The organism is Stenotrophomonas sp. KH_052 (assembly GCF_057838755.1).
The window spans coordinates 4714951-4738991 of the sequence record NZ_CM174475.1; the positions used below are offsets into that span (position 1 = coordinate 4714951).

General features: G+C 69.1%; 22 protein-coding genes and 1 pseudogene. 1 reads left to right on the plus strand and 22 read right to left on the minus strand.

The annotated features are described in order from the left end of the window. Positions 1–167: 167 nt before the first annotated feature. Positions 168–1955, plus strand: coding sequence for a monovalent cation:proton antiporter-2 (CPA2) family protein (locus AC3ITW_RS21530; protein ID WP_012512457.1), 1788 nt, complete (start codon positions 168–170; stop codon positions 1953–1955). A gap of 204 nt (positions 1956–2159) precedes the next feature. Here AC3ITW_RS21530 and AC3ITW_RS21535 read toward each other — a convergent pair whose 3' ends face one another. The 22 genes and pseudogenes from AC3ITW_RS21535 to cydB form a co-directional block, all read right to left on the minus strand. Next, on the minus strand, positions 2160–5498 hold the full coding sequence (locus tag AC3ITW_RS21535; protein ID WP_153676183.1) for an ankyrin repeat domain-containing protein: 3339 nt from the start codon (positions 5496–5498) through the stop codon (positions 2160–2162). Beyond that, on the minus strand, positions 5491–5751 hold the full coding sequence (locus tag AC3ITW_RS21540) for a YcgL domain-containing protein (protein WP_012512459.1): 261 nt from the start codon (positions 5749–5751) through the stop codon (positions 5491–5493). Before AC3ITW_RS21540 ends, AC3ITW_RS21535 begins: the two co-directional genes overlap by 8 nt. A gap of 160 nt (positions 5752–5911) precedes the next feature. After that, complete coding sequence (locus AC3ITW_RS21545) at positions 5912–6352, minus strand: hypothetical protein (RefSeq protein WP_006401882.1); 441 nt, start codon at positions 6350–6352, stop codon at positions 5912–5914. Positions 6353–6414: 62 nt separating this feature from the next. Further along, a pseudogene (locus AC3ITW_RS21550) lies at positions 6415–7661 on the minus strand (beta-ketoacyl-ACP synthase). Next, a complete protein-coding gene (locus AC3ITW_RS21555; protein ID WP_032129168.1) occupies positions 7661–8392 on the minus strand; it encodes a 3-ketoacyl-ACP reductase FabG2 in 732 nt (243 codons plus the stop codon). Before AC3ITW_RS21555 ends, AC3ITW_RS21550 begins: the two are co-directional and overlap by 1 nt. Beyond that, positions 8389–8844, minus strand: a complete 456-nt coding sequence (locus tag AC3ITW_RS21560) for a hotdog family protein (protein WP_065723707.1) — start codon at positions 8842–8844, stop codon at positions 8389–8391. Before AC3ITW_RS21560 ends, AC3ITW_RS21555 begins: the two co-directional genes overlap by 4 nt. Further along, positions 8841–10025, minus strand: coding sequence for a beta-ketoacyl-[acyl-carrier-protein] synthase family protein (locus AC3ITW_RS21565; RefSeq protein ID WP_153676185.1), 1185 nt, complete (start codon positions 10023–10025; stop codon positions 8841–8843). Before AC3ITW_RS21565 ends, AC3ITW_RS21560 begins: the two co-directional genes overlap by 4 nt. Next, positions 10022–10579: a DUF3261 domain-containing protein gene (locus AC3ITW_RS21570; protein ID WP_153676186.1), complete on the minus strand. Its 558-nt coding sequence runs from the start codon at positions 10577–10579 to the stop codon at positions 10022–10024. Before AC3ITW_RS21570 ends, AC3ITW_RS21565 begins: the two co-directional genes overlap by 4 nt. Beyond that, the gene (locus AC3ITW_RS21575; RefSeq protein WP_153676187.1) at positions 10567–11817 is read right to left on the minus strand and encodes an NAD(P)/FAD-dependent oxidoreductase; all 1251 of its coding nucleotides are present in this window, start codon (positions 11815–11817) and stop codon (positions 10567–10569) included. Before AC3ITW_RS21575 ends, AC3ITW_RS21570 begins: the two co-directional genes overlap by 13 nt. Before the next feature lie 53 nt (positions 11818–11870). Further along, positions 11871–14246, minus strand: coding sequence for an MMPL family transporter (locus AC3ITW_RS21580; protein ID WP_153676188.1), 2376 nt, complete (start codon positions 14244–14246; stop codon positions 11871–11873). After that, on the minus strand, positions 14218–14847 hold the full coding sequence (locus tag AC3ITW_RS21585; protein ID WP_153676189.1) for an outer membrane lipoprotein carrier protein LolA: 630 nt from the start codon (positions 14845–14847) through the stop codon (positions 14218–14220). Before AC3ITW_RS21585 ends, AC3ITW_RS21580 begins: the two co-directional genes overlap by 29 nt. Further along, complete coding sequence (locus AC3ITW_RS21590) at positions 14844–15275, minus strand: acyl-CoA thioesterase (RefSeq protein ID WP_100435456.1); 432 nt, start codon at positions 15273–15275, stop codon at positions 14844–14846. The genes AC3ITW_RS21585 and AC3ITW_RS21590 overlap by 4 nt, the downstream gene beginning before the upstream one ends. Then, the gene (locus AC3ITW_RS21595) at positions 15262–16812 is read right to left on the minus strand and encodes an HAL/PAL/TAL family ammonia-lyase (protein WP_012512469.1); all 1551 of its coding nucleotides are present in this window, start codon (positions 16810–16812) and stop codon (positions 15262–15264) included. The genes AC3ITW_RS21590 and AC3ITW_RS21595 overlap by 14 nt, the downstream gene beginning before the upstream one ends. Then, entirely contained in the window at positions 16802–17743 is a 942-nt protein-coding gene (locus tag AC3ITW_RS21600) for a lysophospholipid acyltransferase family protein (protein ID WP_006402023.1), read from the minus strand. The genes AC3ITW_RS21595 and AC3ITW_RS21600 overlap by 11 nt, the downstream gene beginning before the upstream one ends. Before the next feature lies 1 nt (position 17744). Beyond that, positions 17745–18515, minus strand: coding sequence for a glycosyltransferase family 2 protein (locus tag AC3ITW_RS21605; protein WP_100469927.1), 771 nt, complete (start codon positions 18513–18515; stop codon positions 17745–17747). After that, entirely contained in the window at positions 18505–20190 is a 1686-nt protein-coding gene (locus AC3ITW_RS21610) for an ApeI family dehydratase (protein WP_153676190.1), read from the minus strand. The genes AC3ITW_RS21605 and AC3ITW_RS21610 overlap by 11 nt, the downstream gene beginning before the upstream one ends. Then, positions 20183–20734, minus strand: coding sequence for a COG4648 family protein (locus AC3ITW_RS21615; protein ID WP_012512473.1), 552 nt, complete (start codon positions 20732–20734; stop codon positions 20183–20185). The genes AC3ITW_RS21610 and AC3ITW_RS21615 overlap by 8 nt, the downstream gene beginning before the upstream one ends. Positions 20735–20756: 22 nt before the next feature. Continuing rightward, positions 20757–21014, minus strand: a complete 258-nt coding sequence (locus tag AC3ITW_RS21620) for an acyl carrier protein (RefSeq protein ID WP_006402206.1) — start codon at positions 21012–21014, stop codon at positions 20757–20759. A 17-nt stretch (positions 21015–21031) separates the two neighbouring features. Next, on the minus strand, positions 21032–21289 hold the full coding sequence (locus AC3ITW_RS21625) for a phosphopantetheine-binding protein (RefSeq protein ID WP_005411610.1): 258 nt from the start codon (positions 21287–21289) through the stop codon (positions 21032–21034). Then, entirely contained in the window at positions 21276–22073 is a 798-nt protein-coding gene (locus tag AC3ITW_RS21630) for a lysophospholipid acyltransferase family protein (protein ID WP_006402207.1), read from the minus strand. Before AC3ITW_RS21630 ends, AC3ITW_RS21625 begins: the two co-directional genes overlap by 14 nt. After that, the gene (locus AC3ITW_RS21635) at positions 22066–22809 is read right to left on the minus strand and encodes a beta-ketoacyl synthase chain length factor (RefSeq protein ID WP_153676191.1); all 744 of its coding nucleotides are present in this window, start codon (positions 22807–22809) and stop codon (positions 22066–22068) included. Before AC3ITW_RS21635 ends, AC3ITW_RS21630 begins: the two co-directional genes overlap by 8 nt. A 217-nt stretch (positions 22810–23026) precedes the next feature. Beyond that, positions 23027–24040 (minus strand): cytochrome d ubiquinol oxidase subunit II, encoded by a 1014-nt coding sequence (cydB, locus tag AC3ITW_RS21640; protein ID WP_010482330.1) that lies wholly within the window; start codon positions 24038–24040, stop codon positions 23027–23029. Position 24041: the final 1 nt, after the last annotated feature.

Sequence of the window (24041 nt, forward strand, 5' to 3'; positions counted from 1 at the left end):
CTGGACCCGGCGACATTGCAGGTCAACCCGCGCCGCGCGGCGTGGCCCGGCCCCGCAGGTCGTTCTCGTGCCTGCACGGAGCGGCGCGCATAATGGCCGGGTGGCGCTCGCCACGCTTTTCCTACCCGAACGGACGCGCAGCGGCTTCCCGATGACCAGGTATTCCCATGCATAGCGGCGGTCTGGAACTGGCCCTGGTGCTGCTGCTGGCGGCGGTCATCGCCGTGCCGGTGTTCAAGAAATTCGGCTTCGGCGCGGTGCTGGGCTACCTGGCGGCCGGCGTGGTACTGGGCCCGGACGGGTTGGGCTTCGTGCAGGACGCCGATCGCATCCTCGGCGCCGCCGAGATCGGCGTGGTGATGCTGCTGTTCGTGATCGGGCTGGAGCTGTCGCCCGCGCGCCTGAAGGTAATGCGACGCTCGGTATTCGGTGCCGGTGCGGCGCAGGTGGCGCTGTCCGGGCTGGTGCTGGGCGGCCTGCTGCTGCTCGACCACTTCCAATGGAAAAGTGCGCTGGTGGTGGGCGTGGCGCTGGCGCTGTCATCCACTGCGGTGGGCCTGCAGCTGCTGTCAGAACACAAGGCGATCAACAGCGACCATGGCCGGCTCGGGTTCGCCATCCTGCTGTTCCAGGACCTGATCGCGATTCCACTGCTGGCGGCCATCCCGCTGCTGGGCGGGGTGAAGAACGAGACGCTGCGCTGGGAAGATGCGGCCGTGGCGCTGGGTGCGCTGGCGGTGGTGATCCTGTGCGGGCGGCCGGTACTGCGCAGGGTGTTCAGCATCATCGCGCGCACCCGCAGCCCGGAAGTTTTCACTGCCACTGCCCTGCTGGTGGTGCTCGGCACCGCTTGGTTCATGCAGGAAGCCGGCCTCAGCCCCAGCCTGGGCGCGTTCCTGGCCGGCGTACTGCTGTCCGACTCGGAGTTCCGGCACGAACTGGAAGCGCAGATCGAGCCGTTCAAGGGGCTGCTGCTGGGCCTGTTCTTCATTGCGGTGGGCATGGGCATCGACCTCGACCGCATCGTTGCCGAGCCGTGGCTCATCGCCGCCGGCGTGGCGATCCTGCTGGTGGTCAAATTCAGCCTGCTGTACGTGATCGGGCGCATCGCAAAGCTCAGTTCACGGCACTCGCTGCTACTGGGCAGCGTGCTGTGGCTGGGCGGCGAGTTCGCCTTCGTGGTGTTCAACGAAGCGCAGCGCGCGCACCTGCTGGGCAGCGCCAACCATGACCGTCTGGTGGCGATCGTCGGCCTGTCGATGGCGATCACGCCACTGCTGATGATCGCGCTGCTCAAGCTGCTCGGCCAGGAGAAGGCAACGCCGCGCGAGGCAGCCGAGGCCGACAAGGTGGCGCCGGACAACCGGCCGAAAGTGCTGATTGCCGGCATGGGCCGCTTCGGCCAGGTCATCGCGCGCCTGTTGACCGCGCAGAAGGTGCCGTTCGTGGCACTGGAAGCGAACCCCGATACCGTGGCCGACCTGCGCCGCTTCGGCAACCAGCTGTATTACGGCGACCCGACCCGGCCGGAGATGCTGCGCGCTGCGGGCGGCGAACACATCGATGTGTTCGTGATCACCGTGGACGACCCGGAGACCAACCTGCGTGCAGTGCGCATGGTGCGCCGGCTGTACCCGGACGCGAAGGTGCTGGCGCGTGCACGCAACCGCCAGCATGCGTGGCGCCTGATGGACATGTCGGCCGAACCGTTCCGCGAAGTGTTCGGCACCAGCCTGGAAATGAGCGGGCGCGTGCTGACCGCATTGGGTGTTGCACCTGAAGTGGCCGAACGCCACGTGCAGCGCTTCCGTGAGCACGACGAGCAGCTGCTGCGCGACCAGTATCTGGTGTACGACGACGAGGCCGCGGTGATCCAGACCTCGCGCGATGCACGCAACGACCTGATGCACCTGTTTGAAGCCGACGCGGAAAGTGACGGCGACAAGGAGCGGTGACAGCCAGCCAGTGTGCCGACCAACGGTCGGCACCCACCCGATGGATGGTGGACCCGGTAGTGCCGGCCGCTGGCCGGCAGCCTCGGGATCCCGGAGGTTTCATGAGGTTGCCGGCCAGCGGCCGGCACTACCCACTACAGATTCCCGCAGCGCGGTGTTGGGGTCAGAGCCCTTTCCGTTGGAAAGGGATCCGACCCCGGCCTGTCAGCCGTTGTCGCGCAGGAACCGGGCCATCGACGAGACGCCCGGCACGCGCGGTTCAAACTCGCCGGCCACGTCGATGAAGCCACGCATCACCGCGATCTCGCGCGGGCTGCGGTTGAGGCTGTCGCGCACTTCCGGATCGGCACCGGCGCGCAACAGGCGCTGCACCAGCAGCGGCAGGCCGTGCAGGGCAGCCAGATGCAGCGGGCCGAAGCCACGAGGATCACGCACCTCCAGGCTCACCTCCTCGTCCAGCAGGCGCTCCACTGCGGCCATCACCACCTGCTCGTCGCAGGCGGTACCCGGTTCGGCGCGTGCACCCAGCAGCAGCAGCAGCGGCGTGACCGAGCCCGCGGCGGCCTGGTCCGGTTCGGCACCGGCCAGCAACAGGGTATCGAGCAGGGCCAGCAGGCGCGAGCGGTCGCGGGCACTGAAGCCGTACAGCGCGGCGCAGTGCAGCGGGCCCAGCTGCTGCGCGTCACCGGCATGCACATCGGCACCGGCAGTGAGCAGGCGCGCGACGATGTCCGGCAGGCCCAGCGCCGAGGCCAGCATCAGCACGGTCACCCCGCCCGGCAGGCGGTGTTCCAGCTTGGCGCCGGCGTCGAGCAGGGCCGAAACGATGTCCACCTGGCGCATGCTGACCGCGGCCGACAGTGGCGTCGCACCGCTGGCAGCGGCGTGCTGCGGATCGGCGCCGCGTGCCAGCAGCAGGTCGGTTACTGCCAGATGACCACCGCCGGCCGCACGCAGCAGCGCGGTGCAGCCCTGTGCATCGACCGCGTCGACGGCAAATCCCAGATCGATCAGGCGGCGCACCGCATCGACGTCACCGGCCATCGCAGCGGCCGGCAGATCGGCCTCGCGCAGGGTGCGGCGCGGCAACGGCCACACCCGCCAGTCCAGCCAGTCGGCCAGGTCACGGCGACCGATCGACAGCGCCACGCCCAGCGGTGTCTGCCCATCGGCAGCGCGTGCTTCCGGCGAGGCGCCGTGCTGCACCAGCAGCTTCAGCGCACCTTCACGGGCCAGTGCGGTAGCCAGATGCAGGGCGGTCATGCCGTGGCTGTCGCGCGCTTCGCGGTCGACCCCGGCCTTGAGCAGGGCCTGCTGCAGGCGCAGCCAGCCCAGGCGCACCGCCAGCGACAACGGCGGATCGCCCGCCGGCGAAGCCGCGAACGGATCGGCGCCACGTTCCAGCAGTTCCAGTGCCAGCTGTTCCAGGCCACGGGCGGCCTGGTCGTGCTGTGCGCAGGCGGCAAGGAAGCGCGCCAGGCCACCGCGGCCGGCCGGTGACAGGCCACGCTGCAGCATCACCTGCAGCGCAGGCACTGCATCGATGCCGCGCGACAGCAGCGCGAACATCGGCGTATCGGAGCAAGCGTCGCGCACATAGGGATCCGCACCGTGGGCCAGCAGCCAATCGACCGCGGCCGGCTCCAGCGCCAGTTCGGGGTCGAGCAGCAGCCCGCCCAGCTCTTCCGGCTGGCACAGCTTGGCCAGCGCGGCCATGCCGTCGGTGTTGCCGAAGCCCAGCGCCTCGCGCAGCAGGGTCAACGGCGGGCGGTCCGGCAGCAGGCCACTGGCGCTGGCGGCTTCGCCGCGCTCGGCCAGGCCATCACTGACGGCGGCCGGCAACGGATAGGACGGGTCCAGCAGGGCCACGATCGCCCAGCGGCCGGCTTCGGCGGCGTAGTCCACCGCACGGCGGCCGACCGGATCGGTGGCATCGGCGGCAATGCCCAGATCGACCAGGCGCTTGATCAGCAGCGGCGAGACATCCTCGGCCATGACGGCCAGCTGCACCGCATTGCGGCCTTCACCATCCACCGCGACCAGGTCGGGCTTGTGCGGCAGCAGGTGTTCCATCACACCGGCGCGGCCGGCGCGGGCCGCTTCCAGCCACGGCGTGCGACCGAGCGCATCGCGCGCTTCCAGGTTGGCGCCAGCGCCGAGCAGCACGCCGATGATCTCGACGTGGCCGGCCAGTGCCGCCTCATGCAGCGCGCTGCGGCGCTGGCGGTCACGGGCATCGGCCCGGGCCTTGTGCTTGAGCAGCAGCTGCACGCCGGCCGGATCATCGTCTTCGGTGGCGGCGGCGGCCAGCAGCACCGGCGTACCCTCGGCCGGTTCGCTGCGCGCACCGCGCTCCAGCAGGAAGCGGGCCAGGCGCCAGTTACCGACCTGGCAGGCCACCGCCAGCGGCGACCAGCCGTCGCTGTTCAGTGCATCCACTTCGGCAGCGGCATCGCGCAGCAGCGCGGCCACGCCCGGGTCGGAACTGCGCGCGGCATGGTGCAGCGGGGTATTGCCATCGCTGTCGGTGGCACGTGAATCGGCACCGTTGGCGAGCAGGGTCATCACCGCTTCCGGGCGGCCGTGCCAGCTGTCGCGGGTGGCGGCCAGCAGCGGGGTCATGCCCCGGTGCGGCGCGTTCACGTCGACGCCGCGGCCAATCAGTTCGCGCAGCAGGCGCAGGTCCGGCAGCACCGCGGCCAGCACCGCCAGGCTGCGCTGGTCGCGCCAGTTCGGGTCCGGCAGCGCATAGGGATCGGCGCCGGCCTGCAGCAGCTGCAGGCCACGGTCGATGCGGCCATGGCGCGCGGCTTCATACAGCGCCGGAGTCAGCTCCTGCGGCGCCATCGCCTCAAGCGGCACGGTTTCGACCGCGGCGGAGAACATCGGTTCGTGCTCGCTGCTGGCCGTGGCCAACGGGCTCGCACGCAGTGACACCAACGGCGCCGGCGCCACCCGTTGCAACAACAGGTGCAGCAGCGGCGACAGCACCAGCACTGCCAATGTGGCGGGCCAACGCGCGCCTTCCGGCAGCAGGTCCGGCCAGGCCGGCAGTACCACCAGTGCCGCCAGGGCAATCACCAGCGCGGCCACACCGAGGCCACGCCAGGCGGTCAGGTCGCGCCCGGCCAGCGCCTGCCAATGCTGGGCCAGGCTGCCATCAAGCCGTTCAACATCGTTCCACAACGGCCAGGTGCGCCAGGCTGCCAGCAGGCCGGCACTGACCAGCACGCTCAGGCCCAGCACCGCAGCCAGGCTGCCGCTGTCGCGCAGCGCCGCCAGCGGCCAGGCCAGCAGCAGCGCCAGCAGCAGCGGTGCGGCGGCCCACAGCGCCAACAGCGCGGGCAGGTCCTGGCGCGCGACCACCTTCAGTGGCAGCAGCGCGCGGCTGCGCCGCCACCAGGACACGCCCAGCGCGAACGCCGGTTGCGCCAGTGCGGCAAGGATGGCCCCTGGAATGCCGCCCACAGCGGCACCCAGCGCCAGCACGGCACCCACGGCAAAGGCGATCGACAGGACGCGCGGACGGGAGGCGTCAGTCATAGTGTCGCGGCATCAGGCTGGACACCGATGGCGGTACCTGCAGGTAGAAACCACGTTCATTCATTTCGCTGCGGACCTTGTCCGGATCAGCCTGGGCCAGGCGGCGCCGGGCCTCCAGGGCCACGTCCAGGACGAAGGTAAGCGCCCCCAGCGAGGTGAGCAGCGGCGCGGGCAGCGCGCTGAAATCATCGCGTCGGGGAACGTAGACGTAGGTGTCTGGCTTGAGTTGGCTTTTATAGACGTAGGCGTGCATGTCCGCGGGACGATAACCCGGGAAGAGCCATGATTGTGTCGGAAAGCCGACACCGGGGAAAGCCGTCAGCCGACGATGGCGGCGTGATCGGCGGCGTTTCCCCGGCGGGATTCAGCAATGTGGCGGCGGCGTTCAGCCAACGCCGCCGCCGCACGGGCGCTTACTTGACCTTGGCGTAGGTGCCCTTCAGCGCGACACCGGCGAGGATGGTGCCGGCGTAGCACTCGTAATTGGTGCTGCTCTTGAACTCGTTCTTCTTGTAGTAACTGACGATGTCGACCACGGCGTTGGCACCGCGCGACTTGGCACCGTCCTGCAGCGCGCGCAGCGCCGACAGCGCAACCCAGCGGCAGGCCTCGGCGTCGCTCTTGTTGGCGGCGTTGGTCTTCTTGTTGGTCACGTCTTCGCCGAGGCGCTGCTGCACGCTGACCGGCTGGCCGGCCAGGTAGAAGCGGACGCTGCCGTCGATGCCGGCGTCCTTGGCAGCCTGCGAGCTGACCAGTTCCTGCAGGGACTGCTCCACGCGGGTGTCGCGGGCGGAGGCGGTGGAGGTCAGGGCCAGCAGCGCGGTGGCCGTGGCGATCATCAGGGTGCGGCGCATCGGAACATCTCCTTGTCGAGGGTGCGGGTAGGTTGCGGGAACAGCGGCGGTGGGGCGGTGGATCACTCGCTCCAGCGGCGGAACACCAGCGAGGTGTTGATGCCGCCGAAGGCGAAGTTGTTGCTCATCACGTACTCGGCCTGCAGTTCGCGGCCTTGGCCGGTGATGAAGTCGAGCTGGCCGCAGCGTGGATCGACCTCGGCCAGGTTCAGGGTGGGCGCGAACCAGCCGGCGCGCATCATCTCGATGCTCATCCAGGCCTCGAACGCACCGCAGGCACCCAGCATGTGGCCGACGTAGCTCTTCAGCGAGCTGATCGGCATGCGGCTGCCGAACACCTGCGCGGTCGCCTGGGTCTCGGCGATGTCGCCGTGATCGGTGGCGGTGCCGTGGGCGTTGACGTAGTCGATCTGTGCCGCGTCCAGGCCGGCATCCTCCAGCGCCAGGCACATGGCCTGGGCCATGGTGTCGGCGCTGGGCTGGGTGACGTGCTGGCCATCGCTGTTGGTGCCGTAGCCGACCACTTCGGCAAGGATGGTGGCACCGCGCGCCTGCGCGTGCTCCAGGTCTTCCAGGATCAGCGTGCAGGCACCCTCGCCCAGCACCAGGCCATCACGGCCGGCATCGAACGGGCGCGGCGTGGTCTGCGGCGCATCGTTGCGCACGCTGGTGGCAAACAGGGTGTCGAACACCGCCGCAGCGGTGGCATCGAGCTGCTCGGCACCGCCGGCCACCATCACCGTCTGCTTGCCGCTGCGGATGGCCTCGTAGGCCGCGCCCACGCCCTGGCTGCCCGAGGTGCAGGCACTGGAGGTGGTGTAGACGCGCCCGGACAAACCAAAGAACACACCGATGTTGACCGGCGCGGTGTGGCTCATCATCTTCAGGTAGGTGGTGGCACTGATGCCGTCGGTGGTGAATTCGTTGAGCATGCGGCCGAATTCGCCGGTGGCCTCATGGCTGCCCGAGGACGAGCCGTAGGCCACGCCGGTACGGCCGCTGCGCAGCACCGGGTGTTCATGCAGGCCGGCCCGGCGCAGCGCCATCTCGGTGGCGCGCACCGACATGATCGCGACCTTGCCCATCGAGCGGGTGGTCTTGCGGTTGTAGTTCGGCGGCAGCTCGAAGTCCTGCGCCGGCGCGGCCAGCTTGGTGTTCAGGCCAGCGTAGACATCCCATTCGGGCATCGTGCGCACGGCATTGCGGCAGCTGCGCAGGTGCGCAGGTGCGCTTCGATGGTGGGCCAGTCGTGGCCGAGCGGACTGATGGCGGCCGCACCGGTGACCACCACGCGACGATCGGCAGCCATCAGAGCATGCCTCCGTTCACCGAGATCACCTGGCGGGTGATGTAGCCAGCCGGTTCGGACAGCAGGAACGCCACCGTGGCCGCCACTTCGTCGGGACGACCGACGCGGCCGGCGGGAATCAGCTTGAGCGCGTGTTCGATCACTTCATCGTTGAGCATTTCGGTCTCGATCAGGCCCGGGGCTACGCAGTTGACGGTGATCTGGCGGCTGGCCAGTTCCAGTGCCAGCGCCTTGGTGGCACCGATGATGCCGGCCTTGGCGGCACTGTAATTGACCTGGCCGCGGTTGCCGGCCAGCCCGGACACCGACGACAGGGTGACGATGCGGCCCGGCTTGCGCCGCCTCACCATCGGCATGATCAGCGGATGCAGCACGTTGTAGAAGCCATCCAGGTTGGTGTGGATGACCTGGTCCCAATCCTCCGCCGACAGCGCCGGGAAGGCGCCATCACGGGCAATACCGGCATTGCAGACCACGCCGTAGTACGCGCCATGCGCTTCGACATCGGCCTCCAGCGCGGCGCGTGCGGCCTCGCGGTCGGCTACGTCGAACGCCAGCACGCGGGCCTGCCGGCCCAAGGCCTGGATCTCGGCCACCACGGCCTGTGCTTCTTCCAGGCGGCTGCGGCAATGCACCACCACGTCGAAGCCATCACGCGCGATGCGCAGCGCGATGGCCCGGCCGATGCCCCGGCTGGCGCCGGTCACCAGCACGCTTCGATTCCCTGTCATGCCTGTCCACTCTCCAGATAGGCCATCGCGTCGGCCGGTTCGAACACCGACACGTTGGCTGTCGCCCATTCGTCCTCGCCCGCCAGGATGCGGCAGGCGAACATCCCCAATCCATTGTCACCCAACAGCTCGCAGCGCGCCTGTACGCGCAGCCGCGATCCGCTGGGGAAGCTGCTGCGCGCGCTGCTGTAGCGGCGGCTGCCGAGCAGGAAGCCCAGCTGCGGCGGCTTGCCGGCCGCACGCGCACGGCAGCCGGCCCAGGCCGCGATGGCCTGCGCCATGTATTCGATGCCGACCCACGCCGGCACTTCGCCGTTCTCCACGAACAGGCCGGATGCGGGCACCACCAGTTCAGCCTCGAGGGTGTCCTGGTCCCACTGCGTGATGCGCTCCAGCAGGCACATGTCCTGGCGGTGCGGCACCACGTCCTCGATCGCGTACAGCGTGTTCATCGACGCTCCAGTGCCAGCACGGCATTGCTGCCGCCGAAGGCGAACGAATTGCTCAGCACCCGCCGCGGCGCCTGCGCCAGGCGGGAGCCCGGCGCGACCAGCGGCAGCACCGGCAGTGCGGGGTCGGGCACGCCGTCCCACCAGTGCGGTGGCAGCTGCTGCTGCGGGTTCTCGGCCAGCAGGATCCAGCACAGCGCCGCCTCGATCGCGCCCGAGGCACCCAGCGTATGGCCGGTCAGCGGCTTGGTCGAACTGGCCGGCACGCCATTGCCCAGCACCTGCGAGACCGCCAGGCTTTCCATCGCATCGTTGTGCCCGGTGGCGGTGCCATGCAGGTTCACGTAATCCACTTCGTCGGCGCCCCAGCCGGCGCGCAGCAGCGCCTGCTGCAGGGCGTCGATGGCACCCAGCCCCTGCGGATCGGGGGCGGACATGTGATGGGCATCGGCCGATTCGCCCCACCCGGCCAGGCACACCGGACCCGGCTCGCGGGTAAGCAGGAACAGCGCGGCGCCCTCGCCGATGTTGATGCCGGCGCGGTGCTGCGAGAACGGATTGCAGCGCAGTGCCGACACCGATTCCAACGCGCTGAAGCCGGCCACGGTAAAGCGGCACAGCGAATCAGCACCGCCGGCAATCACCGCATCGACGATGCCGGCGCGCAGCATCCGGGCGGCCGACATCAGCGCCTTGGCGCTGGACGAGCAGGCGGTGGACAGGGTCCATGCCGGCCCCTGTGCACCACTGCGCTGGCGCACGAACTGCGCGGCGGTGCCCATTTCCTGCTGGGCGTAATCGAAGCCCTGCGGCCACTGGCCCTGTTCGGCGTGGCTGCGCAGGGCCTGCTCGGATTCACCAATGCCCGAGGTGCTGGTGCCCAGCACCACCGCCACGCGCTCGGCACCATGGCGGGCGATCGCGGCGGCCACCGCCGGTGCGATCTGCGCCAGTGCCACGTCCAGCAGGGCGTTGTTGCGCCCGCGCAGGGCCACCGGCAGGTCCTCCAGCGCCGGCAGCGGCGTGCGCACCTCTCCCAGCGCCAGGGTGCGCCCCGGCAGCAGGCTGTCGTTGTCGCTGAGCCCGCCCGGCACATCGGCGAACATCGCCGACGCGACCGCGGCGCGGCCATCGCCGAGCGCGCAGACTACGCCCAGGTCGTTCAGGTAGATCGGTGCACTCATCGGTCCTGCCCGGCCATGTCGATCGATTCGATGCGCAGCGCATAGCCTTCGGCGCGGTTGTCCAACTGCACGCTGCCATCGTCCAGGCGCTGCAGCTGCAGCCACACCGTGCCGTCGCGCGACAGGCTGCGCTGCCGGCCGTCATCGCTCACCTGCCAACCGGCCGGCAACGCGGCGGCAATGGCCGCGGTCGGCCACAGCGCGAACTGCAGGTCATCCAGCACGCGCTCGGCACGCACCTGCGGCGGCAGCCACGGTGCGCGCTGCTGGGTCAGCTGCTGGCCGTCCCACTGCAGGCGCACGCCGGTCTGGCCCATCGCCTGCACCGCCAGCTGCACCTGCTGCGCATCGGCTTCCAGCAGAGCATCCAGATCGCGCTCATGCGTGCCGAAGCGGAAATGCAGCTGCTGCTGCAGCGCCAACGGCGCCGACAGGCTGGCCGGCGACAGGCGCAGCGGCGGCAGTTCCACCAATGGCTTGGGCATGCGGCCGGCACAGGCGGCCAGCAGCAGGCACAGCAGCACGGCCGCGGTACGGGCGATCAGGCGCTGCACAGCTGCTCCAGCACGCGCATGCGGCGGCCGCTTTCGTCGGCCACATACGGGTTGTTGGTGTCCCAGGCGTAGCCGGCCAGGATGGAACTGATCATGTCGCGTACTTCGGGCTGCTGCTGCGGGTGGTAGATGATCTTCTGGAAGCCGCCCTCGTACCAGCTTTCGACGAAGCGGCGGAAGGTCTTCACGCCGGCACGCAGCGGGATCGAGAATTCAGCTTCCCAGTCGACGGTTTCGCCGGCATAGCGGCGCGCCAGGCATTCGCTGGCCAGCTGCGCGGACTTGAAGGCGATGGTGACGCCGGAGGAGAACACCGGGTCAAGGAACTCGCCGGCATTGCCCAGCAGGGCGTAGCCCGGGCCCCACAACGAGCTGACATTGGCCGAGTAACCGGTGATGCGACGCACCGGCAGCACCGCCCATTCGGCGTTGGCCAGCAGCCGGGTCAGGTTGGGGTCCTCGCCAACGATGGCCTGCAGCTTCTGCAGGTCGTCGCCTTCGTAGCGTTCGAAGAACGACGGCTCGGCGACCACGCCCAGCGAGCAGCAGCCGTTGGAGAACGGGATCGTCCAGTACCAGACGTCGATGTGCTCGGGATGGGTGGTGATCAGGATCTTGTTGCGGTCGAAGTCCGCTTCGGCCGGAATGTTGTCGCGCACGTGGCAGAAGATCGCCCCGCGCACCGGGAAGTTGGACGGCGATTCCAGCTGCAGCAGGCGCGGCAGCAAGCGCGCGAAACCGGATGCATCGAGGATGAAATCGGCCTCGATGCGGCACTCGCTGCCATCCGGACGACGCACGGTCACCGCCGGCTGCTCGCCCGGCTCGACCGCAAGCACTTCATCGCCGAAGCGCAGCGTAGTGCCCATGCGCTCGGCACCGCGCGCCAGCACGTTGTCGAAGTCGGCGCGCTGCACCTGGTAGGTGGTGCCCCAGCCTGGCGAGAACTTCTTCCTGAAGTCGAACGCGGTGCGCGCCTCGCCATGCACGAAGGCGGCGCCGTTCTTGTGCTGGAAGCCCGCTTCGACCACGTCCTGCAGCAGGCCTGCCGCTTCGATGTACTCCATGCTCTGCGGCAGCAGGCTTTCACCGATCGAGAAGCGCGGGAACTGCTGGCGCTCCAGCATCAGCACCTGGCGGCCCTGCTGGCGCAGCATCGCCGCGGCCACCGAGCCGGCCGGGCCCGCACCGATGATCAGGATTTCAGTACGTTCGACAGCATCCACAGCAGTATTCATCGGTGCGTCCTTGTTGCTCGATCAGGTGGAAAGAAGGAAGTCAGAAGACAGGTTCAAGCTGGCGGCAGGTCATGTGGCGGCGGCCGGAACAGCGGCGAGATCAACCAGACCAGGCCGATGCCGAACAGCAGCGTCAGGCCGAACGCGCGCAGCGCCGGGGTCTGCGACAGGCCCAGCAGGCCGAACGACAGCCAGGTGCTGGCCGCGCCCACGCACACTGCCAGCCAGGCGCTGGCATCGCCACGGTGCTCGATCAGGAAGATGCCGTAGTCGATGCCCATGCCCAGCAGCAGCATCAGTGCCAGCACGTTGAACAGCTGCAGCGGCTGGCCGAACAGACCCAGCAGGCCCAGGGTCAAGGCACCGGCAATCAGGGTCGGCGCGAACACGCGCCAGGCCTGGCCGCGGTAGCGCAGCCACAGCGCGCCGAACACCAGCGCGATGCCGACCAGCAGCAGCCCACCCATCAGCTTGCGGTAGTGGCCCAGCAGCGTGGAGAAGTCGGCAGTACGGTCCACCCAGCGCACACCCGGCAGGCCTTCGGCCGCGCCCTGCAGGGTGGCCAGCGCATCGGCGCGCGACAGGTCATCGACCATCACCACGCTGATCATCTGCCCACCGACCTCGCCCACCCACAGGTGGCGGAACGGCTGCGACGCCGGCGAGGCCAGGAAGGCTTCGGCGCTGAGTGGTGCGGCCGCGAACTGCGGTCGCTGCAGCGGCTCGCCCACGGCCTCGGACACGGCCGACAGCACGCTGGGTTCCACCCTCGCGGTCAGCGCGGCATCGGCCTGCTGGCGCGACGGCGACGGCAGCCAATCGCTGATCGCGCGATAGCCACCAATGCGCTTGTCGTTGGCCAATACACGCAGGCGTTCGGTCAGCGCTTCTTCGCGCTGCAGCAGCTGCGCGGCATCGGCACCCTGCACCAGGTAGAACTGCGCCGGGCTGGGCATGCCCAGCAACTGGCTCAGGCGGATCTGCTGCGCCATCAATGCCGGCGGCGACGACTGCAGGCTGCGCAGGTCGTCGTTGCTCTGCAGGCGCGCGATGCCGACGGCAGACAGTGCCAGCGTGATCACCACGAACATCGTCACCGCGCGGCGGCCATGCAGGCGCGGGAAACGCTCCAGCGTGTTGCCCAGCCACTGCGAGAAGCGGGTCTGGCGGATCTCGCCACCATCCAGCCACGGGAACCAGAAGATCACCGTGAGGAAGGCGGCAGCCAGACCCACCACCGAGAACAGCGCCATCTGGCGCAGGCCCGGGAACGGGGCCAGGCCCAATGCCAGGTAGGCCAGCGCACTGGTCAGCAGGGCCAGCCACAGGCCAGGCAGCAGATGCCGCAGCAGTTTCCAGCGACGATCGGCCGGCTCGGCCTGGCGCGAGGCGAACCAGTGAATGCCGTAGTCCTCGGCCACGCCCACCAGCGACGCACCAAATACCAGAGTCAGCACGTGCACCTTGCCAAACACCAGCACGGTCACCGCCAGCGCCACACCACAGCCGATCAGCAGCGAGGCGGCCACCAGCAGGATCGGCCGCAGCGAGCAGAATGCCAGCCACACCAGCAGCAGCACCGCCGCCAGCGACCCCCAACCGATGGTGTTGATCTCCTGGTTGGCCTGCACCGCGGCCGCTTCGGCGTGCAGTGGCACGCCGGCATGCAGGATCTCCAGATCCGGAGCGGCCGCTTTTGCTGCCTGCCCGGCACGTTCCAGCAGGCCATCGAGATGGCGTTCGCCGTCGAGCTGGAACGCCGAACCCGGCGTGTCGAACTGCAGCGCGGCCCAGTGCCTGCCCTCGGCTTCAAGCAGGCCGTCATCGCCCAACCGCAGCCCCGACCCCTGCGCCTGCTGCTGCCACCATTGCGGCCACAGCGACAACGGGTCCTGCCGCCAGTCGGTCAGGCGCGGCGCGCCCATCGGGCCGTACAGCGCGGCCAACGCCTGTTCAGCCAGCGCGCCCGGCTCGCTGCCCTGCAGCTGCTCGCGCTGGGCCGGGGTCAGCAGGCGGTCACGGTACGGCGCGTAGAACGCGCGCGCCTCATCGAACCAGCCTTCGATCGAGCCGCTGGGTACCAGCAGGGCGTGATCGGCGTCCTTGGCCATGGCTGCAGCAAATGCGGCCTGCGCACGCTTGGCGGCAGCGCCGTCCTTGCTGCCCAGCAGCACCACCACCTGCCGCGAACTGCCATCGGCAATGCGCCGGGTGACATCGCTCAACAGGCGGTCGTGTGCATCCTGCGGCAGCAGGGCGAGGATGTCGGTGTCGATCCGCGATTGCTGGCTCCACAGGTGCCACTGCTGCGCGCCCAGTACCACCAGCACCAGCAGCCAGGCGATGCCCAGCCAGTGCCACCAGCGCCGCAACCGGTCCGGTGCGTTCGATGCCGCGGCCTCACTCAAAGCGGCGGGCCTCGTCGGCATTGAGCGTGGCCGGCGTCTCGCTCAACGCGCTGAACTGGATCTGCGTGCGGTCCTTGTTGGCCTCCACGATCTCGACCTGGCGCACGTAGCGGTCGCCCTGCAGGGTCAGCGATTCGAAAGCCTTGGCCAGCATCGCCGACTTCGGCGTCAGGCGCAGCCGCCAGCCTTGTCCTTCACGGCTGGCCGCCACGTTGAACTGGCTGGACAGCGCCTGCACGTCGCCACTCATCAGCGCGAACATGATCGCGTTCACCGAACGCATCGCCGGTTGCTGCCGTGCATCGAGTTCGACGCGGGCGCTGCCATCGCGCTGGCGGCTGAGGATGCGGTCGGCGGTGACCACCACCTCGGAGGGGAACGGCTTGAGCGTGGACCAGATCACGCCGTGCTGGCGCGCGACCACGAACCGGCCCTGAGAACGCAGCGGGTTCTTGAAGCCGCTGACCTGCTTTTCCTGGCTGAACTGGCCACGCAGCACGTCCGGCCGCGCCACCGCCTGGGTGATCGCATCGATGGCGAGGTCGGCCGCCTGCACCAGCGGTGCGGCCAGCAGCAGCAACGCGCACAGCAGTGCGCGCGCAAAACGGTTCGCTCGGTTCATGGCGCGGGCACTCCCAGGCGTTCCCACAGTACCGGCGGGCACTGGTACAACATTTCCTTGCTGGCCGCGTCCACCGCAACCTGGATGGTCATCGCACGGGTCAGCACCTGGCCGCTCTGCGCATCGAGAATTTCGTACTCGATCTTCAGCCGGTTCTCCCATTCCACGATGCGCGCGATCACGCGCAGGGCCTGGTTGAACAGCAGCGGGCGCACATATTTCACCCGCGCATCGACCACCGGCCACAGGTAGCCAGATTCGAGCATCTGCGGGTAGTCGTAGTCGTAGCGCCCGAGCAGCGCGCAGCGCGCGATCTCGAAGTACTTGAAGTAGTTGCCATGCCAGACCACGTTCATCGGATCGCAGTCATGGAAGGCCGGGGTCAGCGCAATCTCGCCGGCCCGTTCGATTGCTTCATTCACCGGCATACAGCTCCCAACGTTGCGCGCGGATCTCCACCAGCAGCTCCCGCAGTTCGCGATCCAGCGCGCGGTCTTCTTCAACCAGGGCGATGCGCTGCCCCAGGTCGGCGTACATGTCGGCCAGACTGCCATGCAGCTGCGCGTTCAGGCCAACCCGTTCGCGCAGCGCCAAGCCCTGGCGGGCAGCGACCAGCATCGCGGCCACAACCTGTTCAGTCAGCTCGATCACGCGCAGGCAATCGCGCGCGGCAATGGTGCCCATGCTGACCTTGTCCTGGTTGTGGCATTCGGTGGAACGCGAGAACACGCTGGCCGGCATGGTCTGCTTCAACGCTTCGGCGGTCCAGGCCGAAACGCTGATCTGCAGCGCCTTCAGGCCATGGTTGATGGCTGCGCGCGGGCCGGTGGCCGCCGACAGGTTGGCCGGCAGGCCATGGTTGTAGCGGGCGTCGACCACCAGCGCCAGCTGCCGGTCGAGCAGATCGGCGACGTTGGCCACGGTGTTCTTCAGGGTGTCCATCGCCAGCGCGATGTGGCCGCCGTAGAAGTGGCCGCCGTGCAGGATGCGCTCGCCATCGGCGTCGATCAGCGGGTTGTCGTTGGCGCTGTTCAGCTCGGTTTCGATCAGCTGGCGCAGGAACGGCAGGCTGTCTTCCAGCACGCCGATCACATGCGGCGCGCAGCGCAGCGAGTAGCGGTCCTGCAGGCGCTGTTCATTGCGCGGCGGACGCTCGCTGTGCAGGTCGCTGCGCAGGCGCGCGGCGATGCGGCCCTGGCCCGGGTGCGGCTTGGCGGCGAACAGGGTTTCGTCGAAGTGATGCGCGTTGCCGTCGCTGGCCAGCACGTTGAACGCAGTCAGCCGCGTGGCCATGCGCGCAAGGTAATCGGCGCGCTGCCAGGCCAGGCATGCCAGGCCGGTCATCACCGCGGTGCCGTTCATGATCGCCAGGCCTTCCTTCGGTCGCAGCTTCAGCGGGGTCATGCCGATCTTCGCCAGCACATCCGCCGCCGGCTGCACGCGGCCGTCGTGCAGCACCTCGCGCTCGCCGCACAGCACAGCGGCCACGTACGACAGCGGGGTCAGGTCGCCACTGGCACCGACCGAGCCTTCGGCCGGAATCATCGGCAGTACATCGTGCTGCAGCAGCGTGGCCAGGCCTTCCAGCAGCGGCACACTGACACCGGACATGCCGCGCACCAGCGACGCCAGGCGCGCGGCCAGTACCGCACGGGTCTCGACCGGGTCCAGGTAACGGCCCAGGCCACAGCCGTGGTAGGTGTACAGGTGGTGCGGCAGCTCAGCCACCAGCGCCGGCGGGATGTTCACCGTGCACGAGTCACCGTAGCCGGTGGTCACGCCATAGATCACGCCGTCCTCGCGCAGCAGGCGGTCGAGGAAGTCGGCACCGCGCTGGATGTGCGCGCGGAACACCGGCGCGTCGCTCAGGGCGGCGTCGCACTGGCGCTGGGCCAGGGCAACCACGTCTTCAATGGTCAACGGTGCATCGCCAAAGCGGCACACGGGTACGGCGTCAGTCGTCATGCGGAGCCTGATCCCAGAAGGGGAAGAAATTGAACCAGTCCAACGGGGACTGGATGACCTGGAGTTCCAGCCAGCGCGCGAAGCGCTGTGCCTGTTCGGCCAGCGCGGCATCGCGCGAGCCACGCGGCAGCACGATGCGTTCGGCAAACTGTTCAAACGCCACGCGATAGCCCTCACCCTGGTGCAGGCAGGCCATCGTGTAGACCGGGCAGCCCAGCGCGGCAGCGAGCACGTAGGCGCCGATCGGGAACGGCGCACGGTGGCCAAGGAAATCGGCGGTGACGCTGCGGCCGCCCTGCACCGGCGTGCGGTCGCCGACGATAGCGACGAAGCCACCGGCCGCCACGCGCTCGGCCAGCATCATTGCCGTGGCCGGGCCCATTTCGGTTACCTGCACCAGCTCCACCGCCGCCAGCGGGTCCAGCCGCTGCAGCAGGCGGTTGAAGCGCTGTGCATGCGCGGTGTGCACCAGCACGGTGATGCGGAAACCCGGCACCTGTTCGGCCAGCACCTGGCACAGTTCCAGGCAGCCGATGTGCGCGGTGAGGATCAGCCCGCCTTCGCGGCGCGCGATCTTCTCCAGCACCAGGTCGCGATGCAGATGGATGCGTTCGGCCGGATAGCGCCCGCCCAGGCCGAGGATCTTGTCCAGCATCGTGTCGGCGAAGGCGAAGAAGTGGCGCAGGCTGTCGCGCCGGGTCGGCGCACGGCCCAGCACGCCGCTGTGCGCCTGCAGCCGCTGCAGGTACTGCATCGAGGCCTGGCGACCGACACGGTTGCCCAGCCAATGGCAGGCCACCACCGGCCACACGCACAGGCGGAATGGCCAGCGCCCGAACCAGCGGTGCACCCAGCACAGGAACAGCACGCCGGCCACCGAGGTGGATTCGCCGATGTCGGCCCAGTGCGGGGCACCCTGCGCGGCCGCCATCTCAGTGCTGTCCCCGCAGGCGGCGCCACAGCAGGCGCGGTGCGCGCCAGAGCATGCCGAAGAACAGGCGGGTGTGCATGCGGCTGATGCGCACGTTGTCGCGCCACACATCGAAGTGCGACACGCCATCGGATGGATAGGTCACGCGCGTGGCCAGGTGCTCGACCGGCAGTTGCCGCCAGTACAGGCGCACCATCACTTCGGTATCGAAATCCATGCGCCGGCCGATGGTCTCTTCGCCGACCAGGCGCAGCACTGGCGGCAGTGGATACACTCGGAAGCCGCACATGGTGTCGCGCAGGTGCAGCGACAGCGTGTTGATCCAGACCCAGATGTGGGTGGCGTAGCGGCCGTACAAACGCGCCTTGGGAACGCTGGCGTCGTAGGCCGGAATGCCACAGATCACCGCCTCGGGATGGGCGCGCGCCGCTTCGATGAAGCGTGGCAGGTCAGCGGTATCGTGCTGGCCGTCGGCATCGATCTGCAGCACGTGGCTGTAGCCACGCGCGCCGGCTTCGGCGAAACCGGCCAGCATCGCCCCGCCCTTGCCCTGGTTGACGTCCAGGCGCAGCAGGTCGACGCCCTGGCGCTGCGCCAGTGAACGCAGTGCAGTCGCGCACGCCTCATGCGAGCCATCGTCGACCAGCAGGCACGGCAGGCCGGCGGCCTGCACGCCGTCGACCACCGCCGCGATGGCATGCTCGTGGTCGTAGACGGGAATCACCACCAGTGGCGCGAACGCGGCACCGGCAACGGCCGGATCAGTCCGCATCGGCGAAGACCACCTTGCCGCTGGCATGCACACCGTGGCTGGAGGTGTAACGGAAGGCCAGCACGCTGCGTGTGGCATCCCAGTCCAGCTGCAGGGTCAGCTCATCACCCGGGCGGGCCACGTGCTGGAACTTCACCGCATCCATGCGCAGAAACGCTGCCGGCATCGGGAACACCTGGCGGCCGAAACGCACCGCCCAGTCCAGCTGCGCCACGCCGGGCAGGATCGCTGCCTGCGGGAAGTGGCCCTGGAATGGCCGCAGCGCCGGGTCGAGGGTCATGCGCAACGTTGCGCTGGCCGCATCGCGGTGATCCCAGACCGGCACCGGCATCAGCGGCTGGAACAACGCTGCCAGTGCCGCCTGGGTGACCTTGCCCTGTGCGTTGATCGGCAGCGCCGGCACCAGCCGCCAGCGGCGCGGCCGGGTGACCGCGTCATGTGCCTGCGCCAGGCGCGCGCCAAGGCGCTGGCCCAGCGCGCGGCGCGCGGCCTCACCGCCCTCCAGCAGCGTCGTATCGGCCGGTACCACCACCGCGGCCAGCTGCTCGCGCTGCCCGGGCAGCACCAGCACGCGCACGTCATCCACTTCGGCGTCTTCGCGCAACGCACGTTCCAGTGCATCCAGCGAAACGCGGCGCTCTTCGATCTTGACGATGCGGTCGGCGCGGCCCAGCAGGCGGAAGCGGCCATCGGCCAACGCTTCAACGCGGTCCTGGGTACGCCACCAATCCGGGGTTTCCAGATGTGCGGAGGCCACCGCCAGGCAGCCCTCCTCGATGCGCCACTGCACGCCGGGCAGCGGCTGCCACGGCGGCAGGTCGGTGTCCCAGCGGCGCCAGGCGATGCCGCCGGTCTCGCTGCTGCCATAGACCTCGGTCGGTGCCACGCCGAGCCACTGCCGCACCTGGCGTGCGGCTTCTTCCGGCAGCGGGCCGCCAGAGGAGAATACCGCGCGCAGGCGGCCATGCAGGCTGGCCCAGTCGAGCTGCTCGGGCAGGCGCTTGAGGTGGGCCGGGGTCGCGACCAGCACCGTATCGGTACCGGCCAGCGCACCCACCAGATCTTCGTGGAAGAACCGGCGTGGATGGATCAGGCGGCCGGCAGCCAGCGGCCACAGCACGCGGAACAGCAGGCCATAGATGTGCTGGTGCGACACCGTGCCATGCACCTGCACGCCTTCCAGCTGCGTGCCGAACGCAGCCTGCAGTGCGTCCACCTCGCGCGTCAGCTGGTCCATGCGCTTGTTGATCGCACTGGGCTGTCCGGTGCTGCCGGAGGTGAACACGCACAGCTCGCAGGCGCGCTCGTCCAGCGCCTGAAGACCCTCGTCCGGTGAGGCGTCCAGCGCCGCCAGCGGACGATAATCGGCGGACACGTCGCCTGCGAAACCACTCACTTGCGGCTGCAGCGCCTGCAGCGTGGCCGGCAGATTGTCGGCAGCCAGGAACACCCGCTTGCCGGCATGCCAGGCACCGAACAACGCAGCGGCAAAGGCCACCGCATCATCGAAATACAAGGCCCAGTCACGGCCTTCGGCCGCCGCAAACGCGGCGCGCCAGGCCAGTACGCGCTGGCGGAAGCAGGCGTGGTCGATCACCTCGCCATCGCAGACGCCAACGCTTCGATGCGGCCGCGCCTCCAGCAGCAGCCGGTCCAGAGCAATCCACTCAGCCATGCGCGTGCGCCGCCTTCACCCGCCGCCGCACCAGCCACTCACCTGCGAACAACACGCCCATCATCACGTACGCCAACAATCCGTTGTAGAGCATCCAGACCCGGTCCGACGCGTACAGCGCGGTCAGCAGGGCCAGGCTGCCGTTGAGAACGAAGAAGCCGCACCACACCTGGGTGACGCGGCGGGTATAGGCCACCGCGAACGGGGGCAGGTCCGGTTCCTGCAGCCGAGCCAGGCGTTCCACCAGCGGCGGGCCGAAACGCAGGCTGGTGCCGAATACCGCCAGCATCACTGCGTTGACCAGCGCCGGGTACAGCTTCAGCGGCAGGGCCTGGTTGAGCACGGTGGCCAGCACCGCCAGCAGGCCGGTGCCGGCGGCCGCGGCCCACCACAGCGGCTGGCGCGTACTCAGCGCGCGCAGCAGGGCCAGAGTGAACAGCAGCAGCGACAGCCAGCGTGGCTCGAAGCGGCCCATCGCCAGGTACACCAGCACCGGGTAGGCCAGCGAGATCGCAGCCACCACGACCGTGCGTGCGCGTGCCATGGTGGAGCCGCCGGCGCTGCGGTCAGGCGGCTGCCTGGTCCGGCAGCAGCCTGTGCACCACATCGACGATGTCCTGCACGGTACGCACGGCCTTGAACGCTTCCGGCTGCAGGTTGCGGCCGAGCAACGGCTTCAGCTGCACGATCAGGTCGACCGCGTCGATGCTGTCGATGTCCAGGTCGTCGTACAGGCGGGCCTCCGGGGTGATCCGGGCGGTTTCGATCTCGAAGCTGTCGGTCAGGATGCTGACGATGCGTTCGAACAGTTCATTCTTGGTCATGGCAGGTCCTGGCACCGTTACGACTGGCGGGCGGCGACGAACTCGCCGAGCGCGCGCACGCTGGAGAAATGGCGACGGGTTTCTTCCGAATCGGCCGAGAGGCTCACACCGTACTTCTTCTGCAGCGCCAGGCCCAGCTCCAGCGCGTCGATCGAATCCAGGCCGAGACCCTCGACGAACAGTGGGGCGGTCGGATCGATGTCCTCCGGCGTGATGTCCTCCAGCGAAAGGGAGGAAATGATCAATTCCTTGATCTCGTGCTCAAGTGCTTGCACGGTTCGGATCTCCAGACAGGTCGAAATAACGAGAAAGGTGCTCGGTGACGCGACGGGCTGCCAAGGCATCCCCCCTTGGCGAGTCGTCTTCGGCCAGAAATGGCGCGATCGGGATATCTTCGCCGATCTGCAGCCGAACGTGAAAGCGACGTGAGGGGACACGATACCACTTCTGCCCCTTGGTCAGCGTTGGCGGGCTGCAGGTGATCCGCACCGGGGTGACGTCCAGGCGGCCCCGCACGGCGATGTTGGCGGCCCCGCGCTGCAGCCGTGGTGGCTGCCCTGGCACGCTGCGGGTGCCCTCCGGGAAGATGACCAGGGTGCCGCCGGCATGCACCGCGGCCACGCAGTCATCGACCAGGCCGGCGCCGTCGTCATTGGAGATGTAGCCGGCGGCCCGTACCGGACCGCGCATGAACGGGTTGCAGGCCACGGCCCGCTTGACCACGCAGTCGGCGTTGGGCAGCAGCGAGATCAGGCAGACCACGTCGATCAGGGTCGGGTGGTTGGCCAGCACCAGCAGGCCGTCGCGCTGCAGGCGTTCACCGCCCTCGATCTCGTAGGTCATCACCCCCAGCCCGCGCATCAGCCGCAGATGGCTGGCGAAGGCGGCCTGGACCACGCGGCGGGCCCGGCGGCGGCGGACCACCGGGTCGCGCATCAGCAGCAGCACCGGCATCACCAGCACGCCCAGCAGCAGGCCGCCGAGGCCAAATGCGACAAAGCTCAGGCCGGTGCCAAACACCCGCCAGGCATGGTCGAGGCGGCGCAGCAGCTCAGCCACGGCGGCTCCAGCGCCAGCGCTGGCCGTGGGCCACGTGTTCCAGCGCCGGCGCGCCGGTCAACAGGAACCGGTGCAGGTCCAGCGCATGCGGCAGCAGGCCGGGCGCAGTGCTGGCCTGGGCGTCGGCCGGCTGCCACTGCAGCGACAGCGTCGGTCGGCCCTCTGCCGGGGCGGTCAGGCGCCAGCACCAGGCAAAGAACGGGTCGGGTTCGTCGGCGAACGTCGCGTAAATTTCCGGAAGTGGCGACTCATAGACCACCACCCGCACCTCGCGGGCACCGTCGGCCAGCAGGCCGACGGCCTCCAGGCAAGCCGACTCCACCGTGGCCTGGCCCGCCGCCAGCGCCAGGTAGTTGCCGCGGTGGCCGCGGGCGATCGAGTACAGCGCGGCGATCGCGTTGTGCACGGACAGACCGAATCCGGTCGGCGACAACGGCTCGTCGGCGGCCAACGCACCCAACAGGTCCATCGAACGGGCCACGTCACCGTGGCGGCTGGCGAACACCAGCGGCACGTCACTGTCGGCGCCCTGCCCGTCCTCGCACCAGCACGCGGCCTGGATCGCCATCCGGCCCAGCCGCTCGATGCGGCGGCGCTGCATCGCCGGCACTTCGGCCAGCGCCGGCGTGTCCGCGCCGTGCGGCGGGTACGGCGCATCGGCCCAGCCCAGCCACTGGCTACGCTCACTCAGGCCGGGCGCCCAGGCGGCCCAGTCGACGATGGAGAATTCGATCATTTAGCGATGGTGCTTCAACGGGAGAACGATAGGCACGAGCCATTACGGCGACGCGCGGCGGCCCCCCGTTCCTGCAGCCGTGCGTCCGTCCAGGACGTCGCCGGCTGCCCCCCTGGCCGCCGGAAAGGAGCGCACGCTAGCACGTCCCGCGCAGGGTGTGCAGGTTTCACATTCCCCAACACGGGGCCCGGCAACGGCAGGCCCCGTGTTCAATCGATCAGTGGTAACCGGTGTCGGCGTGCACCTTGCCGCGGAATACCCGGTAGGACCACGCCGTATAGCCGAGGATGACCGGCAGCAATATGACCAGCCCGACCAGCGTGAAGCCCAGCGACGACGCCGGCGCGGCGGCCTGCCACAGGGTCATCGACGGTGGCAGCAGATAAGGCCACATGCCCAGCACCAGGCCGAGGAAGCCGAGCACGAACAGGGCCAGGCTGAGCAGGAACGGCGGCAGGTCACGGCGCGGGTGGGTGGCACTGCGCCACAGCGCGGCGGCTACCGCCAGGGTCAGCAGCGGCACCGGCGACAGCCACCAGAAGTTGCCGTCGCTGAACCAGCGATCCATCAACCGCGAATCGAGGAACGGCAGCCAGCTGCTCACAAGGCCCATCGCCGCGATCACCGCCACCACCAGCGGCCGGGTCATCTGCCGCGCCAGCGCCTGCACGCGCCCCTCGGTCTTCAGGATCAGCCAGGTGCTGCCCAGCAGCGCATAGCCGGCCACCAGCGCGGCACCGGTCAGCATCGCGAACGGGCTGAACCAGGCAAACGGCCCGCCCTGATAGACACCGTCCACCAGCGGGATGCCCTGCACCAGGGTGCCGAGGATCACGCCCTGGGCAAACGTGGCCAGCAGCGAACCGAGGCCGAACGCCACGCTCCACAACCGGCGCGATCGATGCGCCTTGAAGCGGAACTCGAAGGCCACGCCGCGGAATACCAGCGCCACCACCAGCAGCAGCACTGGCAGGTACAGCGCCGACAGCAGCACCGCATAGGCCTTGGGGAAGGCCGCCAGCAGGCCTGCGCCACCGAGCACCAGCCAGGTCTCGTTGCCGTCCCAGATCGGCGCGGCGGTGTTCATCATCAGGTCCAGTTGTTCCTCGTCCTCGGCGAACGGGGCAAGGATGCCGATGCCGAGCACGAAGCCGTCCAGCACCACGTACATCAGCACGCCGAAGCCGATCACCGCGAACCACGCCACCGGCAGCCAGGTCATCAGGTCCATG

What these genes read in the sequence shown, in the direction of transcription:
- AC3ITW_RS21600 (WP_006402023.1), bottom strand. Translation starts at nt 17,743, where the DNA reads ATGGCGGCCGCGCAGGGTGCCCCGCACTGGGCCGACATCGGCGAATCC.
- AC3ITW_RS21535 (WP_153676183.1), bottom strand. Translation starts at nt 5,498, where the DNA reads ATGACTGACGCCTCCCGTCCGCGCGTCCTGTCGATCGCCTTTGCCGTG.
- AC3ITW_RS21585 (WP_153676189.1), bottom strand. Translation starts at nt 14,847, where the DNA reads ATGAACCGAGCGAACCGTTTTGCGCGCGCACTGCTGTGCGCGTTGCTG.
- cydB (WP_010482330.1), bottom strand. Translation starts at nt 24,040, where the DNA reads ATGGACCTGATGACCTGGCTGCCGGTGGCGTGGTTCGCGGTGATCGGC.
- AC3ITW_RS21560 (WP_065723707.1), bottom strand. Translation starts at nt 8,844, where the DNA reads ATGAACACGCTGTACGCGATCGAGGACGTGGTGCCGCACCGCCAGGAC.
- AC3ITW_RS21565 (WP_153676185.1), bottom strand. Translation starts at nt 10,025, where the DNA reads ATGAGTGCACCGATCTACCTGAACGACCTGGGCGTAGTCTGCGCGCTC.
- AC3ITW_RS21540 (WP_012512459.1), bottom strand. Translation starts at nt 5,751, where the DNA reads ATGCACGCCTACGTCTATAAAAGCCAACTCAAGCCAGACACCTACGTC.
- AC3ITW_RS21530 (WP_012512457.1), top strand. Translation starts at nt 168, where the DNA reads ATGCATAGCGGCGGTCTGGAACTGGCCCTGGTGCTGCTGCTGGCGGCG.
- AC3ITW_RS21580 (WP_153676188.1), bottom strand. Translation starts at nt 14,246, where the DNA reads ATGCCGACGAGGCCCGCCGCTTTGAGTGAGGCCGCGGCATCGAACGCA.
- AC3ITW_RS21545 (WP_006401882.1), bottom strand. Translation starts at nt 6,352, where the DNA reads ATGCGCCGCACCCTGATGATCGCCACGGCCACCGCGCTGCTGGCCCTG.
- AC3ITW_RS21590 (WP_100435456.1), bottom strand. Translation starts at nt 15,275, where the DNA reads ATGCCGGTGAATGAAGCAATCGAACGGGCCGGCGAGATTGCGCTGACC.
- AC3ITW_RS21605 (WP_100469927.1), bottom strand. Translation starts at nt 18,515, where the DNA reads ATGCGGACTGATCCGGCCGTTGCCGGTGCCGCGTTCGCGCCACTGGTG.
- AC3ITW_RS21620 (WP_006402206.1), bottom strand. Translation starts at nt 21,014, where the DNA reads ATGACCAAGAATGAACTGTTCGAACGCATCGTCAGCATCCTGACCGAC.
- AC3ITW_RS21575 (WP_153676187.1), bottom strand. Translation starts at nt 11,817, where the DNA reads ATGAATACTGCTGTGGATGCTGTCGAACGTACTGAAATCCTGATCATC.
- AC3ITW_RS21635 (WP_153676191.1), bottom strand. Translation starts at nt 22,809, where the DNA reads ATGATCGAATTCTCCATCGTCGACTGGGCCGCCTGGGCGCCCGGCCTG.
- AC3ITW_RS21615 (WP_012512473.1), bottom strand. Translation starts at nt 20,734, where the DNA reads ATGGCACGCGCACGCACGGTCGTGGTGGCTGCGATCTCGCTGGCCTAC.
- AC3ITW_RS21610 (WP_153676190.1), bottom strand. Translation starts at nt 20,190, where the DNA reads ATGGCTGAGTGGATTGCTCTGGACCGGCTGCTGCTGGAGGCGCGGCCG.
- AC3ITW_RS21555 (WP_032129168.1), bottom strand. Translation starts at nt 8,392, where the DNA reads ATGACAGGGAATCGAAGCGTGCTGGTGACCGGCGCCAGCCGGGGCATC.
- AC3ITW_RS21595 (WP_012512469.1), bottom strand. Translation starts at nt 16,812, where the DNA reads ATGACGACTGACGCCGTACCCGTGTGCCGCTTTGGCGATGCACCGTTG.